General features: G+C 75.1%; 15 protein-coding genes and 1 pseudogene. 9 read left to right on the forward strand and 7 right to left on the reverse strand.

The annotated features are described in order from the left end of the window. Positions 1–9: 9 nt before the first annotated feature. On the reverse strand, positions 10–1,002 hold the full coding sequence (locus tag ACFZBX_RS06930; protein WP_391531892.1) for an aldo/keto reductase: 993 nt from the start codon (positions 1,000–1,002) through the stop codon (positions 10–12). Positions 1,003–1,215: 213 nt separating this feature from the next. Between ACFZBX_RS06930 and ACFZBX_RS06935 the strand changes: the two genes are divergently transcribed. The 4 genes and pseudogenes from ACFZBX_RS06935 to ACFZBX_RS06950 all read left to right on the forward strand — a co-directional run bounded on the left by ACFZBX_RS06935 (position 1,216) and on the right by ACFZBX_RS06950 (position 3,793). Next, on the forward strand, positions 1,216–1,782 hold the full coding sequence (locus ACFZBX_RS06935) for a TetR/AcrR family transcriptional regulator (RefSeq protein WP_391531893.1): 567 nt from the start codon (positions 1,216–1,218) through the stop codon (positions 1,780–1,782). A 34-nt stretch (positions 1,783–1,816) separates the two neighbouring features. Continuing rightward, positions 1,817–2,394, forward strand: a pseudogene (locus ACFZBX_RS06940) (DUF4865 family protein). 17 nt (positions 2,395–2,411) lie between these two features. Then, entirely contained in the window at positions 2,412–2,840 is a 429-nt protein-coding gene (locus tag ACFZBX_RS06945; RefSeq protein ID WP_391531894.1) for a carboxymuconolactone decarboxylase family protein, read from the forward strand. After that, positions 2,837–3,793 (forward strand): phosphotriesterase, encoded by a 957-nt coding sequence (locus ACFZBX_RS06950; RefSeq protein ID WP_391531895.1) that lies wholly within the window; start codon positions 2,837–2,839, stop codon positions 3,791–3,793. The genes ACFZBX_RS06945 and ACFZBX_RS06950 overlap by 4 nt, the downstream gene beginning before the upstream one ends. 37 nt (positions 3,794–3,830) lie before the next feature. Here ACFZBX_RS06950 and ACFZBX_RS06955 read toward each other — a convergent pair whose 3' ends face one another. Continuing rightward, positions 3,831–4,898, reverse strand: a complete 1,068-nt coding sequence (locus ACFZBX_RS06955; RefSeq protein WP_391531896.1) for a DNA-binding protein — start codon at positions 4,896–4,898, stop codon at positions 3,831–3,833. A 113-nt stretch (positions 4,899–5,011) separates the two neighbouring features. On the opposite strand from ACFZBX_RS06955, the gene ACFZBX_RS06960 reads away from it, so the two are divergent. After that, the gene (locus tag ACFZBX_RS06960; RefSeq protein ID WP_391531897.1) at positions 5,012–5,635 is read left to right on the forward strand and encodes a TetR/AcrR family transcriptional regulator; all 624 of its coding nucleotides are present in this window, start codon (positions 5,012–5,014) and stop codon (positions 5,633–5,635) included. A gap of 85 nt (positions 5,636–5,720) precedes the next feature. On the opposite strand, the gene ACFZBX_RS06965 is transcribed toward ACFZBX_RS06960, so the two are convergent. Then, complete coding sequence (locus ACFZBX_RS06965) at positions 5,721–6,485, reverse strand: SDR family NAD(P)-dependent oxidoreductase (RefSeq protein ID WP_391531898.1); 765 nt, start codon at positions 6,483–6,485, stop codon at positions 5,721–5,723. Positions 6,486–6,596: 111 nt separating this feature from the next. Between ACFZBX_RS06965 and ACFZBX_RS06970 the strand changes: the two genes are divergently transcribed. Continuing rightward, positions 6,597–7,214, forward strand: coding sequence for a TetR/AcrR family transcriptional regulator (locus ACFZBX_RS06970; protein WP_391531899.1), 618 nt, complete (start codon positions 6,597–6,599; stop codon positions 7,212–7,214). A 219-nt stretch (positions 7,215–7,433) separates the two neighbouring features. Beyond that, positions 7,434–8,582: an alpha/beta hydrolase gene (locus ACFZBX_RS06975; protein ID WP_391531900.1), complete on the forward strand. Its 1,149-nt coding sequence runs from the start codon at positions 7,434–7,436 to the stop codon at positions 8,580–8,582. Positions 8,583–8,658: 76 nt separating this feature from the next. On the opposite strand, the gene ACFZBX_RS06980 is transcribed toward ACFZBX_RS06975, so the two are convergent. From ACFZBX_RS06980 to ACFZBX_RS06990, 3 genes are all read right to left on the reverse strand, one after another. After that, entirely contained in the window at positions 8,659–8,988 is a 330-nt protein-coding gene (locus ACFZBX_RS06980) for a hypothetical protein (RefSeq protein WP_391531901.1), read from the reverse strand. Positions 8,989–9,145: 157 nt separating this feature from the next. After that, entirely contained in the window at positions 9,146–9,847 is a 702-nt protein-coding gene (locus tag ACFZBX_RS06985; RefSeq protein ID WP_391531902.1) for a hypothetical protein, read from the reverse strand. 246 nt (positions 9,848–10,093) lie between these two features. After that, on the reverse strand, positions 10,094–10,834 hold the full coding sequence (locus ACFZBX_RS06990) for an IclR family transcriptional regulator (protein WP_391531903.1): 741 nt from the start codon (positions 10,832–10,834) through the stop codon (positions 10,094–10,096). 229 nt (positions 10,835–11,063) lie between these two features. Here ACFZBX_RS06990 and aceB point away from each other — a divergent pair, with 229 nt between their 5' ends. Continuing rightward, complete coding sequence (gene aceB, locus ACFZBX_RS06995; protein ID WP_391531904.1) at positions 11,064–12,722, forward strand: malate synthase A; 1,659 nt, start codon at positions 11,064–11,066, stop codon at positions 12,720–12,722. A 42-nt stretch (positions 12,723–12,764) separates the two neighbouring features. On the opposite strand, the gene ACFZBX_RS07000 is transcribed toward aceB, so the two are convergent. Next, positions 12,765–12,986: a helix-turn-helix domain-containing protein gene (locus ACFZBX_RS07000; protein ID WP_391531905.1), complete on the reverse strand. Its 222-nt coding sequence runs from the start codon at positions 12,984–12,986 to the stop codon at positions 12,765–12,767. Positions 12,987–13,072: 86 nt separating this feature from the next. Between ACFZBX_RS07000 and ACFZBX_RS07005 the strand changes: the two genes are divergently transcribed. Beyond that, positions 13,073–13,606: a hypothetical protein gene (locus ACFZBX_RS07005; RefSeq protein WP_391531906.1), complete on the forward strand. Its 534-nt coding sequence runs from the start codon at positions 13,073–13,075 to the stop codon at positions 13,604–13,606. Positions 13,607–13,610 lie beyond the last annotated feature (4 nt).

A 13,610-nucleotide genomic window follows, 5' to 3' on the forward strand; every position in this document is an offset into this window, starting at 1 on the left:
GTCGACTGATCAGCGGCTGAGCGCATCGATCTCGGCCAGCTCCTCGGCGGTCAGCGGACCGGCCGCCAGCGCGTCCAGGTTCTGGTCCAGCTGCGCCACACTGCTGGCCCCGATGATCACCGACACCACCCGCGGGTCCCGCAGCACCCAGCTCAGCGCCAGTTGCGCGAGGCTCTGCCCGCGCCGCTCCGCCACCTTGTCGAGCGCCCGCAACTGCTCCAGCTTCGCCTCGGTGAGCGCCTCCTCGCGGAGGAACTTGCCGATCGACATCCGCGACCCGGCCGGCACCTGCCCCGACAGGTAGCGGTCGGTCAGCAGGCCCTGCGCCAGCGGCGAGTAGGCGATCAGGCTGGTCTGCGTGTCGGCGACCGCGTCCAGGACGCCCTCGTCCTCGACGTAGCGGTTGAGGACGGAGTACGCGCACTGGTTCATCAGGACCGGCGTACCCAGCTCGCGCAGGATCGCCACCGCCTCCCGGTGCTGCTCCGCCGGGTAGTTGGAGATGCCCGCGTACAGCGCCTTGCCCGCCCGGACCGCCGAGTCCAGCGCGCCCATGGTCTCCTCGAGCGGGGTCTGCGGGTCGTAGCGGTGCGAGTAGAAGACGTCGACGTAGTCGAGGCCCATCCGGCCCAGCGACTGGTCCAGGCTGGACAGCAGGTACTTGCGGCTGCCGCCCACGCCGTACGGGCCCGGCCACATGTCGTAGCCGGCCTTGGAGGCGATGAACAGCTCGTCCCGGTACGGGCGGAAGTCCTGTGCGAAGAGGTAGCCGAAGTTGCGCTCCGCACTGCCGTACGGCGGGCCGTAGTTGTTGGCCAGGTCGAAGTGGGTGACACCCCGGTCGAAGGCGCGGCGCAGCACCGCGCGCTGGACGTCGAGCGGCTGGGCGTCACCGAAGTTGTGCCACAGGCCCAGCGAGACGGCGGGGAGCAGCACGCCACTGCGGCCGGCCCGGCGGTAGGTCATCGAGGCGTAGCGGTCTTCCGCGGCGAGGTAGGTCATGCCCGACATCCTGCCAGGACTCGGCCGTCCGGGGTGATGTGCGCCACCACCGGTCGAGGAGTGCCTCGTGGGGCGGGCGGGGACGACGATCACACCGGGTCGTGGACCGCCGGGGGGCGGCCCACGGTCCGGGGCCTTCCGGGCGCGCCGGCACCGACCGGCTGTACCTACTGGTATGTACATTCTTCTGTACCAGTAGGTACAGTGGCCGTCATGGCAACCCAGGACCGCCTCATCGAGAGCACCCAGGAACTCCTCTGGGAGCGCGGCTACGTCGGCACCAGCCCCAAGGCCATCCAGCAGCGCGCCGGCGTCGGCCAGGGCAGCATGTACCACCACTTCGACGGCAAGCCCGGCCTCGCGGCCGCCGCCCTGCGCCGCAGCGCCGAGCAGATGCGCGCCGTCGTGGAGGCCGACCTCGCGGGCCCCGGCACCGCGTACGACCGGGTCGCCGCCTACCTGCGGCGCGAGCGCGACGTGCTGCGCGGCTGCCGGATCGGCCGGATGGCCCAGGACCCGGAGGTGGTGGCCGACCCCCGGCTGCGCGCCCCCGTCGAGGAGACCTTCGACTGGCTGCGCGGCCGGATCACCGGGGTGATCGCCGAGGGCCAGGCGGCCGGCGAGCTGCGGCCGGGCGCCGACCCCGCCGACCTCGCCGCCGCCGTGGTCGCCGTCGTCCAGGGCGGTTACGTGCTCGCCCGCGCCGCCGACGGCGCCGAACCGTTCGAGCGGGCCGTCCGCGGCGCCCTCGCCCTGCTCGCCGCCCACCGCACCGGCTGAGCCGCCGGTGCCCGACCCCTTACCGGAGCCCGCCGTGCTCGCCATGCAGTACGAGATCACGTTGCCCGCCGACTACGACATGGGCGTCATCCACCGGCGGATCGCCGCCAAGGGCCACCTGCTCGACGGCTTCCCCGGTCTCGGCCTCAAGGCCTACCTGGTGCGCGAACGCGGCCTCGACGGATCGCCCGTCAACCAGTACGCGCCGTTCTACCTCTGGCGCACCGCCGAGGGCATGAACGCCTTCCTCTGGGGCCCCGGCTTCCGCGGCCTCAGCGCCGACTTCGGCCGCCCCGTCGTACGGCACTGGCTCGGCGCCGGCCTGCGCCGCGGTCCCGCCGACGATGCGCCCGCCACGGCCACCCGCCGGACGGAGCGGCTCCCGGAGGACGCCGACCCCGCCGAGGCCGTCGAACAGGCCCTCGCCGCACTGCCGGACCACCCCGACCTGCACACCGCCGCCGTCGCGGTCGACCCCCACCGCTGGGAACTGCTGCATTTCGCCCTCTGGCGCGCCGGCGCCCCGGACACCGCGCCCGGCACCCGGTACCGCGTGCACCACCTCTCCAGCCCCGAACTCGACCGGCTGCCCCCCCCGGCCGCCACTGGTGAAAGGACCATCCCGCCCGATGCACCCCGCTCCTGACGCCCCCGCTCCCGACGCCCCCGCCGGCCTCGCCCCCGCCCCGCTCGACCGGGCCGCCGGGTACGCCCTGCTCGACGAGCTCGCCGGGCCGAGGACCCGGGCCGACACCCTGGGCCCGCTCGACGAACTCGCCCCCGGCTTCCCCGACTGGATCGTCACCGCGCTCTTCGGCGGCACCTACCAGCGGCCCGGACTCGCCCTGCGCGACCGCCAGGTGGCCAACCTGGCCGCGCTCACCGCGCTCGGCGGCGTGGAACCGCAGCTCGCCGACCACGTCCGCAACAGCCTGCGGATCGGCCTGACCAGGGAGGAGATCACCGAGGTCCTGGTCCACCTCGCGCCCTACGTCGGCGTCCCCAAGGCCCTGGCCGGACTGCGGGTCGCCGCCGCGACCTTCGCCGGGACGGAATGAGCGCCACCGCCGCCGAGGCCGCCGTCCGGACCGTCCTCGGTGACCTCGATCCCGCCGCGCTCGGCGTCTGCGACGCCCACGACCACCTCTTCCTGCGCAGCCCCAGGCTGCCGGGTGAGGAACTCGACGACCCGGCCGCCGCGGAGGAGGTGCTGCGCGCCTTCGCGGCGGCCGGCGGCCGGGCGTTCGTCCAGTGGACGCCCGCCGGACTGGGGCGGCGCGCCGACGCGCTGCCGGGGCTGTCCCGCGCGACCGGTGTTCACCTGGTCGCCGCCACCGGGCTCCACCAGGCCGTCCACTACGACCCGGCCGACCTCGAACGGCGCTACGCCGGGCTCGCCGGGTTCTTCACCGCCGAGCTCACCACCGGCGTGCGCGGCGCGCCCGAGGGCGTCCGCGCGGGACTGATCAAGGTGGCCGGCGACTACCACGGCCTGGACGCCCACACCCGGCGGGTGATGGCCGCCGCCGCCGAGGCGCACCACGCCACCGGCGCGCCGATCGCCGTCCACCACGAACTCGGCACCGCGGCCCCGGACGTCCTCGACCTGCTCTGCGACCGCCACGGCGTGCCGCCCGGGCGGGTGATCCTCGGCCACCTCAACCGGCACCCGGACCTCCGCCTGCACCGCCAACTCGCCGCCACCGGAGCCTTCCTGGCACTGGACGGCCCCTCCCGCGCGCATCACGCGACCGACCACCACCTCTTCGACACGGTGGCGGCCCTCATCGAGGCCGGCCACGCCGACCGCCTGCTCCTCGGTGGCGACACCACCACCCGCACCGCCCGCCACACCCCCGGCCCCACCCACCTCCTCACCGCCCTCGCCCCCCGCCTCTCCCGGGAGTTCGGCCCCGACACCCCCCACCGCCTCCTCACCGCCAACCCCGCCCGGGCCTTCGCGGTCGTGTGGCGGGGGAGCGGCCACGAGGGGCTGACAACTGACAACTGACAGATAACAGATTTCAGATAACAGAATCTGAAATCTGTCAACTGTCAGCCCGCCGGCCCCGACCCCGATCCGCCGCCGCGGAGCCCGCCCCGGCGGTGATCCACTCCTCCACCCGCGCGGTCGCCGCGATCGCGCCGAACGCCAGCACCCGCGTCAGCTCCCCGTCCCCACCCCCGCCACCCCCGGTCCGCCAGGCGGCGACGTCCGCGTCGGTGATCCGGTACGGCGCCAGCGCGGCCAGCAGGGCGAGGCGGGCGCCGGGCCGTTCGGCGGGCGGGACATCCGCGAGCGCCACCGCGGCCGGGGCGCCTCCCAGCGGGGGGTGGCCGCCGTCCCAGGCCGCGACCGCTTCGAGGACGGCCGCGCGGGCCGCCGCTCCCAGCAGCTCACCGCCCGCCGCGGCGACGGCCCGCAGCGCGCCGTACGCCTCGCCGACCGGGCTCCCGCCGGCCCAGGCGGGCACGGACCCGGCCGGCGCCGGCGCCGCGAGCACGGCGAGGCCCGCCCCCGGCTCGGGGCTGCGCCGGGCGGCGCGGGTGACGGTCAGGGCGGCCGCCCGTCGCGCGGTCGCGGAGCGGCGCACCGCGCCCGGGAGCAGTTCGTCCTCGTCCAGCAGCGAGGTGACCATCCGGTTGATGAAGTGGGTGGCCAGGGCCGTGCCGAGGAACTCGGGAGCCCGGTCGGCGGTGAACGGCGGGGCGGCGAGGGCCGGGTCGCCGGGTGAGCGGGTGGCCGCCGCCCAGGCGAGCAGGGCGGCGTGCCGAAGGTCCTCGGGGGTGCGGCCGGCCCGGGCGGCCTCCGCGAGGCCGTGGTCGCCGGCGCCGCGGACGAGCAGCGCGTGGGCCTCTGTGCAGAACGGGCAGCGGTTGGCGAGCGAGACGGCGCTGGCGACCGCCTCCTTCTCGGCCCGCCCGGCGGCGCCGACGATCTCGGCCTCGCGCAGCAGCGCCCAGGTGGCGGCCAGCACCTCGGGCGCGGGGGAAAGGCTCATCAGCGGGCCGTCGGCGAGCAGGAAGTCCCGTTCCACCTGCGCGTAGACGGCGGCGACCCGGCCGGTGGCGGCCCGGGGGCGGACGGGGGTGGTGAAGCGGTAGGGCGTGGGCATGCGCGTTCCCCTCCTGGTGATCTCCGCGGTGCGACGCGAAGCACTATCGCAACTCATGGTTGCGATAGCCTGAGCGTGCCACGCTGCCCGCCCTAACGCAACCGGGAGTTGCGATGTCTCCGGAGAACGCTCCGCCCGCCCCGTCCCGCCCCACGATCGGCCGCGGCGAGAAGGTGCGGGCCGCCGTCCTGACCGCCGCCCTCGCCGAACTCGACGACATCGGCTACGCGGCGCTCACCATGGACGGTGTGGCCCAGCGGGCCGGCGTCCACAAGACGACCGTCTACCGCCGCTGGAAGGACCGGGACGCGCTCATCCTCGACGCCCTCACCGGCCGGATCGCCGGGGACATCCCCATCCCCGACACCGGTGACCTCGACGGCGACCTGCGCGCCCTCGCCCGCGGGCTCGCCGCCTGGCTCGGCTCGCCGGCCGGTGCCGCCGTGCTCGCCGTGATGCTGTCCGACGCGGCCCGCGCCCCGGGGATCGCCGAGGTCAGGGCGGGGATCTTCGCGGACCGGCTGCGCCGCGCCGAGCCGGTGGTGGTCCGGGCGGTCGAGCGCGGCGAACTGCCGGCCGGCATCGACCCGGCCGAGGTGATCAAGAATCTCGCCGCCCCCCTCTACTTCCGCGCGCTGATCACCGGCGAGCCGGTCGACGAGCGCGCGGCCGACCGCGCCGCCCGGGCGGTCCTGGCCGCCGCCCGGCACGGCGGCCTGGGCGGCGACCAGGACTGATCCCCACGCAAGGGGCCCCGCGGAAGGGGCCCCGCGCAAGGGGCCCGGCGTGCGCCGGGCCCGGTGTCGGGCCCGTCGGGCGGCCTCACATGTGGGTGCCGCCGTCGATGCGCAGTTCGGTGCCGGTGACGAAGGCGCCGTCGTCCGAGGCGAGCATGGCGATCACGCCGGCCACGGTCTCCGGGCCCGCGAAGCCCTGGCCGATCGCGGGGGTGAGCTTGGCGAAGTGGCTGAGGTCGGCGTCCTCGGGCAGGCCCGGGTTGTGGGTCATGCCGCTGTCGATGCTGCCCGGTGCGACGCAGACGGCGCGCAGGCCCTGCTTGGCGTACTCGGCGGCGATCGCGTGGGTGAAGGACTGGATGCCGCCCTTGGTCGCGGCGTACGCGGCCATGTAGGGGTGGGCGAAGGCGGCGGAGGTGGAGCTGAAGTTCACCACCACGCCCTTGCCGTCCGCGAGCAGCGCGGGCAGCGCCTCGCGGGTCATCAGGAAGGTGCCGGTCAGGTTGACCGCGACCACCTTGTTCCAGAACTCCAGGCTGGTCCGGTGGGTGTGCGCGGAGCGCAGGATGCCGGCCGCGTTGACCAGTACGTCCAGACCGCCGAGCGAGGCCACGGCCCCGGCGACGCCGGCCCGGACGGCGGCCTCGTCCGAGACGTCCAGCACCGCCGTGGTGAGGCGGTCGGCGGTGCCGTCGGCGGTGGCGCGGTCCAGGGTGGCCTTCAGCCCGTCCTCGTTGACGTCGACGGCGACGACCCGCCCGCCCTCGGCGAGGATCCGGTGCACGGTGGCCTGGCCGATGCCCGAGCCGCCGCCGGTGATCAGGACGTTCCGTCCGGTGAAGCGCTCCATGGTGGTGGTACTCCGTTCCGTTCTTGGTCAAGCGACCTGATTGGCACGTTACGCCCGAATGGCACGTTGTGCCAAAAAGTCTCGACGTGCCGCCTCGCGTACGCTGACCCCGTGACCGGACGCCCCACCCTGACCCAGCGCCGCCGCGAGAGCACCCGCCTGGAGATCGCCCGGGCCGCGGCCGAACTGTTCGCCGCGCGCGGGGCCGAGGCCACCACCGCCGAGGAGATCGCCAACGCCTCGGGCATCTCGCTGCGCACCTTCTACCGCTACTTCTCGGAGAAGGAGGACGCCGTCGCCCCGCTGCTCGCGGCCGGCGGCGAGCGCTGGGTGCGGCTGTTCACCGAGAGCGCCTCCGACCTGCCGGTCCGCGAGGCGCTGGAGCGCTCGGCGGCCGAGTCGCTGAGCCCGTTCGACGCCCAGGCCGACGAGGCCATGCACTGGACCCGCGAACTGCTGCGCGACCCGCGCCTCGCCTCGGTCTGGCAGCGGGTGCACGCCGACTCCGAGGAGCGGCTGAGGGCCGCGATCGCCGACCGCTGCCCGCCGGGGACCGACGCCCTGGAGATCCGGCTGGCCGCCGCCGCGACCGCCGCCATCCGGGTCGCCCTGGAACAGTGGGCGTCCTCCGGCGCCCCGGCGACCGGCCCCGGCTCGCCCCGCGAACTCGGCGCCCGCTGCATGCGCGAACTCACCGCCGGCCTCGGCCTCTGGGAGCACGTCGGCTGACGGCGCGCCCGCCACACACCCCCCCGCGAGCCGGCCTCCTCCTCCAGGTCGAGGGTGTCACCGCTGGTCGGCGGGGGCGGAGCGGTCCGCGCGGACGCTAGGCTGAGTGGTCGCGCCCGGGCGACGACCTCGCGGCGGACGCGGGGAACCGGGGCGGCCCTCCCGGGTGTCCTTCCCCCCGGGGGGCGGGGGAGTACGAGGCGTGGGAGCAAGCGGAACATGGGGCTGACGAGCCACAAGGTACTGGCGTTGACCGTCCTGATCGCCGTCGCGGCGATGGCCGGGACGGTCTGGCTGTGGCCGAGACTGTCGAAGCGGAGCTGGCAGGCGGTGCTCGGCCGGATCGGCGCCCTGCTCGCCACCCAGCTGACCGTGCTCGCCGCGCTCGGCCTGGTGGCCAACAACTACTTCGCGTTCTACAGCAGTTGGGACGACCTGCTGGGCACCGGCGACAACGGCCCGGTGGTCATCCAGAACAAGGTGGACGCCTCCGGCCGGCTGCGCGTGGAGACCATCGGCCACGCCGAGGTGCAGGGCGGCGGCGCGCTCGGCCGCGACCCCGGGAAGTCCGGCGAGATCCGCGAGGTCCGCATCGACGGCGCCACCACCCGGCTGTCCACCGAGGGGTACGTCTACCTGCCACCGCAGTACTTCCAGCCGGAGTACGCGCAGAAGCAGTTCCCGGTCCTGATCGTCAGCACCGGCTTCCCCGGCATCGCCAAGAACCTCGTCACCCGGCTCAACTACCCGGGCGCGGCGCTCAAGCTGCTCCAGGAGGGCCGGATGCAGCCGACCGTGATGGTGCTGGTGCGCCCCTCGCCGGCGCTGCCGCAGGACACCGAGTGCGAGGACATCCCGGGCGGTGCGCAGTCCGAGACCTACTTCACCAAGGACGTGCCCTCGGCGGTCCAGGCCACCTACCGGGTGTCGGCCGACCCGAAGGCCTGGGCGTTCATGGGCAACTCGACCGGCGGCTACTGCGCCCTCAAGCTGGCGATGCGCCACCCGGAGGTCTTCCCGACCGCCGTCTCGCTCTCCGGCTACTACCAGGCCGCCGAGGACCCGACCACCGGCGACCTCTTCAAGGGCAGTGCCCAGCGGCGCAACGAGGCCGACCTGATGTGGCGGCTCAAGAACCTCCCGCAGCCCGAGGTCGCCGTGCTGCTGGCCGGCACCAAGGAGGGCGACGGCGACTACCGGCGGGACACCGAGGCGTTCGTGGCCGCCGCGCACAGCCCGATGAAGGTCTCCTACAGCATGCTGGAGACCGGCGGCCACAACTTCGAGACCTGGAGCAGGCTGCTCCCGTCCTCGCTGGAGTGGATCTCCCAGCGCCTGGTCGTCCCGGCCGCCGGCCAGTCGGTCTGACCCGGGCCCGGGCCGGAGCCGGAACCAGGGCCGAGACCAGGGCCGGAGCCGGGACCGGCGTGCGGGGGCGGCGGGCTCAGGCCACCTGCTCCAGCGTGCCGGTGTGCAGCTCGCCGACCCGGCCGCCCTCGCCCTCGTAGGTCCAGAACACGCGGACCGTCATCCGGGCCAGGTCCATGACGTGGCTGACGGTGATCCCGCTCACCTCGGTCCAGCTCACGAAGTACACCTGCGGGCCGACCTCGGCCACGTGCAGGCCGACGTCCTCCCACTGGCCCGCCGACTCGCCGAGGCCCTCCCAGCGCAGCCGCTTGCCGTCGGCCGAGTAGGCGTTGCGGAAGGCCGCGCCGTTGTCGACCCGGAACAGGTAGGTACGGCCGGCGAAGGCGGGCAGGGACGCGGTCATGGTGGGGCGGGTCTCCTTGTCGGCGGTGCGGACGGATCTCCAACCTATCCGACCGCTCCGCCTGCGCGGCGCACTTTCCCGGCCGGACCCGCCACCCCGGCCCGCCGTCGGGTGCGGCGCCCGCCGGACCGGGCCGCCGCCCCGCGGCAGGCGCGGGTCAGACGGCCGGGCGCGGCTCGGTCGTCTCGACGACGGCGATCTCGAACGGCTGCTTGTTGTTCTCCTCGTTGCAGTCGTCGCTGCTGCGCACCGCCACCCAGCCCCCGGTCAGCGTGCCGGGGGCGGGGACGGTGGCGGCCAGCCGGACCGGGACGAGCGCGGTCGCGCTGCGGTACGGCTGCAGGCCGGCCGGGAAGGTGCAGCGCACCCGGTGGCCCTCCTGGAAGGCGTAACAGTTGTCCGGGAAGTACGGGCCCTCGGCGGTGACGCCCGCGGGCAGGGTGACCACGACGGTGAACGGCGAGGCCGTCGTGTCCGGGCCGAGGTTGCTGATGAAGGCGTGCACGGTGGTGGTGCCGCCGGGCGCGGCTGCGTCCGGGTCCATCCGGACCACGAAGAGGTCGGAGTCCGACGGTCGGACGGCCGCCGCCGACTCCGCCGCGCCCGTTCCGGTCGTGCCTGTTCCGGCCGCGCCCGACTCCGCCGTGGCAGGGCCCGCCGTGGCAGGGCCCGCTGTGTCCGCTTCCGTCGCGCCCGGGTCGGCCACCGGCTCCACGACCTCCACGACCTCCGCCCCCACCGGCTCCACGACCTCCGCCCCCACCGGCTCCGCGGCCGGGGCGCTCGCCACCGGCGTGGCCGCCTGCTCCTCCGCCGTGCAGTCCGCCGCCCACGCCTGCCCGGTCGTCAGCGCCGCCATCGCGCACCCCACTGCCAAGGACCTACCGAGGAGACCTCGAACGGATCCGTTGCGGGCCATCCCGCTCACCCTGCCCTCCGTGTCCGGCGCCCCGCGCCGTCGCGGGCCGCGTCCGCACCAGCGTCACCGACGGTTCCGCCGGGGCCGGGGCAACCCGGGGGCAACCCGCCCTCGGGTGACTCGAACGGACGAACGCCAATCGCACGGCCGGGCGACCGGGTGTGCGGAAGGCGGGTCGGCCGGCGGTCAGGGGGCCAGGACCTGCCCGAGCCGGGCGGCGATCTCCTGCATCACCGGCACCAGCGACGCCGTGCCGGCCTGTTCCTCCAGCGCCCGGATCCGGGCCTCCGGGCCGGAGACCGACAGCGCCGTCGGGGTCGGCGCGCCCGGGACGGCGAGCGCGATGCAGCGCACCCCGATCTCCTGCTCCTGGTCGTCGACCACGTAGCCGCGCTCGCGCGCCTCGGCCAGTCGGCGCATCAGTTCCCGCGGGTCGGTCACCGTGTGCGGGGTGTGCGCGGGCAGCGGGTCGGGGCCGAGGACGGCGCGCGCCTCCTCCTCCGGCAGCTGCGACAGCAGCGCCTTGCCGACGCCGGTGCAGTGCGGCTGCGCCCGGCGGCCGACCTCGGTGAACATCCGCATCGAGCGTCGCGACTGCACCTGGCCGACGTACACGACCTCGCCGCCCTCCAGCACCGCCAGGTTGGCGGTCTCGCCGGTGGCCTCCATCAGCTCCGCCAGGTAGGGGCGGGCCCAACTGCCGAGCAGCCGGCCCGCGGTCTCGCCGAGCCGGATCAGCCGGGGGCCGAGGGTGTAGCGGCGGGTGGCGTCCTGGCGGACGTAGCCCTGCTGGACGAGGGTGCGGACCAGGCGGTGGATGGTCGGCATCGGCAGGCCCGAGGAGGTGGACAGCTCGCTGAGGGTGGCCACGCCGCCGGCGTCGGCGAGCGCCTCCAGCAGTTGGAAGGCCCGCTCGACGGACTGCACCCCGCCGCTCGCACGCTCCGTGCTCGTCCGCTCCGTCGTCGCTGTCCGGCCCGTCGTCGTTGTCCCGGTGCTGTCGGAGGAGGTCGGGGCCACCGGCGTTCCCTTCACTGTCGCGAATCCGGGGGAGAGTGCCGTCCCCGCGACCTCCTCAACAAACCGTTGAAATTCTGTATCGCGGAAACTAGTCTCCACCTTACAGAATCACGCCCTCCAGCTAGGAGCGTCCGCGATGGCTGAAGATCAGGAACCCGGCGCCCCCGCCTCCGCTCCGGTCGTCACGGTCGCGGGCCCGCCCGTCCACCGCGGCGAGGAGGTGCTCACCGCCGGGGCGCTCGCCTTCGTCGCCGGCCTGCACCGCGCCTTCGAGGGCCGGCGCCGCGACCTGCTCGCCCGCCGCCGGGAGCGCCGCGCCGCGATCGCCCGCACCGCCGCCCTGGACTTCCTCCCCGAGACGGCCGCCGTCCGCGCCGCCGACTGGCGCGTCGCCGAGGCCCCCAGGGCGCTCCAGGACCGCCGGGTCGAGATCACCGGCCCCACCGACCGCAGGATGACGATCAACGCGCTCAACTCCGGCGCGAAGGTCTGGCTCGCCGACTTCGAGGACGCCACCTCGCCCACCTGGGAGAACGTCATCGGCGGCCAGCTCAACCTGATCGACGCCCTCGAAGGCCGGATCGACTTCACCACCCCCGCCGGCCGGGCCTACACCCTGAGGCCCGCCGCCGAACTCGCCACCGTCGTCGTCCGCCCGCGCGGCTGGCACCTCGATGAGAACCACCTGCTGGTCGACGGCGAACCGGTGGCCGGCGGACTCCTCGACTTCGGCCTCTACTTCTTCCACAACGCCGCCCGGCTGCTCGCCCGCGGCGCCGACCACCCGGACGACCCCAACTCCGGACCGTACTTCTACCTCCCGAAGACCGAGAGCCACCTGGAGGCCCGGCTCTGGAACGACGTCTTCACCCACGCCCAGGCCGCGCTCGGCATCCCGCACGGCACGATCCGCGCCACCGTCCTCATCGAGACCGTCACCGCCGCGTTCGAGATGGACGAGATCCTCTACGAGCTGCGCGACCACGCCGCCGGGCTCAACGCCGGCCGCTGGGACTACCTGTTCTCCATCGTCAAGACCTTCCGCGACGCCGGGTCCCACTACGTCCTGCCGGACCGCAACACCGTCACCATGGCCTCCCCGTTCATGGCCGCCTACGCCCGGCTGCTGGTGCGGACCTGCCACCGGCGCGGCGCCCACGCCATCGGCGGCATGGCCGCCTTCGTCCCCAGCCGCAAGGACCCCGGGGCCAACGCGGTCGCCCTGGAGAAGGTCAGGGCCGACAAGGACCGCGAGGCCGGCCAGGGCTTCGACGGCTCCTGGGTCGCCCACCCCGACCTGGTCCCGGTCGCCCGGGCCTCCTTCGACGCCGTGCTCGGCGGGCGCCCGCACCAGAAGGACCGGCCCGCGGCGGCCGAACCCGTCACCGCCGCGCAGCTGCTCGACATCGCCGGCGCCGGCGGCGACTGCACCCGCCACGGGCTGCACAACGCCGTCCAGGTCGGCATCCGCTACATCGAGGCCTGGCTGCGCGGCCTCGGCGCGGTGGCCGTCTTCCACATGATGGAGGACGTCGCGACCGCCGAAATCTCCCGCTCGCAGATCTGGCAGTGGATCCACAACGGCGTCGTCCTCGCCGACACCGGCGAGGCGGCCACCGCCGGGCTGGTGCGCCGTCTGGTCGCCGAGGAACTGGCCGCGCTGCGGACCGGACTCGGCGACCGGGCCTACGCCGCCGGGCGCTGGGAGGAGGCCGCGCGGCTCTTCGAACAGGTCGCGCTGGACGAGGAGTTCGTGGACTTCCTGACCCTGCCCGCGCTGCCCCTGCTGGACTGAACCGCAGAGCCCGGGCACTGTGCCCGCCCGCCGCGGCCGGGCTCAGCGGCGGCCGGCCGTCAGCGCGTCACCGAGGCCGCTGCGCCGGTAGTGCACCCGGCGGCCGTGCCGGGTGCGCTCCAGCAGGCCGGCGGCGGCCAGCGCGCCGAGGTGCCGGCTGACCGCGCCCGGCGTCACCCCCAGCCGGTGGGCGAGTTCCGTGGTGCCGGCCGGGACCGCCAGCAGCACCAGCAACCGCGCCCGCGCCGGGCCGATCAGCCCCACCAGGCCGGCCGGCGCGGACGGCGCTGCGCGACCGCCGCTATCTGCCGGTCACCGCGCTGCACGCCGTCCTGGAGCTGCAACTGGCCGTGCTGACGGTGGGGTTGCCGCTGTGGATCGTGCTCGGCACCGAGGCCCCGGCGGCGACGGTCGCGGCGGTGAACGTGGTCAACTGCCTGCTGGTGGTGCTGTTCCAGGTGCGGGCGAGCCGGGGTGTCACGGACGTCCCCTCGGCGGCGCGGGCCTGCGCGCGCGGGGCGCTGCTGCCGGCGGCGGGCTGTCTGGGCTACGCGGCGGCGCAGTACGGCCCGGGGTGGGTGGCGGCCGGGGCGCTGCTGGCCGGCTCGCTGGTGCACACCCTGGGCGAGCTGCTGACCTCGGCGGGCGGCTGGACGCTCAGCCTGGACCTGGCGGACGCCCGGGCGCACGGCGAGTACCAGGGGGTGTTCCTGAGCGGGCGGGCGGCGGCGCACGTGATCGGGCCGCTGGTGGTCACGCTGACGGCGGTGGACCACGGGGCGGCCGGCTGGGTGGTGCTGGCGGGGCTGTTCGCGCTGGCCGGTCCCGCGCTGCTGCCGGCCGTGCGGGGACCGGTGGGCGCGCCCGCGCGGGCGGCCCCATGAGCCG

Origin of the sequence: Kitasatospora sp. NPDC008115 (assembly GCF_042957205.1) — a bacterium.
GTDB lineage: Bacteria > Actinomycetota > Actinomycetes > Streptomycetales > Streptomycetaceae > Kitasatospora.

Coding starts and splice junctions, on each gene's coding strand:
- ACFZBX_RS06930 (WP_391531892.1), bottom strand. CDS start 1,002: ATGACCTACCTCGCCGCGGAAGACCGCTACGCCTCGATGACCTACCGC.
- ACFZBX_RS06980 (WP_391531901.1), bottom strand. CDS start 8,988: ATGACCGCGTCCCTGCCCGCCTTCGCCGGCCGTACCTACCTGTTCCGG.
- ACFZBX_RS06965 (WP_391531898.1), bottom strand. CDS start 6,485: ATGGAGCGCTTCACCGGACGGAACGTCCTGATCACCGGCGGCGGCTCG.
- ACFZBX_RS06960 (WP_391531897.1), top strand. CDS start 5,012: ATGTCTCCGGAGAACGCTCCGCCCGCCCCGTCCCGCCCCACGATCGGC.
- ACFZBX_RS06955 (WP_391531896.1), bottom strand. CDS start 4,898: ATGCCCACGCCCTACCGCTTCACCACCCCCGTCCGCCCCCGGGCCGCC.
- ACFZBX_RS06950 (WP_391531895.1), top strand. CDS start 2,837: ATGAGCGCCACCGCCGCCGAGGCCGCCGTCCGGACCGTCCTCGGTGAC.
- ACFZBX_RS06985 (WP_391531902.1), bottom strand. CDS start 9,847: ATGGCGGCGCTGACGACCGGGCAGGCGTGGGCGGCGGACTGCACGGCG.
- ACFZBX_RS06945 (WP_391531894.1), top strand. CDS start 2,412: ATGCACCCCGCTCCTGACGCCCCCGCTCCCGACGCCCCCGCCGGCCTC.
- aceB (WP_391531904.1), top strand. CDS start 11,064: ATGGCTGAAGATCAGGAACCCGGCGCCCCCGCCTCCGCTCCGGTCGTC.
- ACFZBX_RS06935 (WP_391531893.1), top strand. CDS start 1,216: ATGGCAACCCAGGACCGCCTCATCGAGAGCACCCAGGAACTCCTCTGG.
- ACFZBX_RS06975 (WP_391531900.1), top strand. CDS start 7,434: ATGGGGCTGACGAGCCACAAGGTACTGGCGTTGACCGTCCTGATCGCC.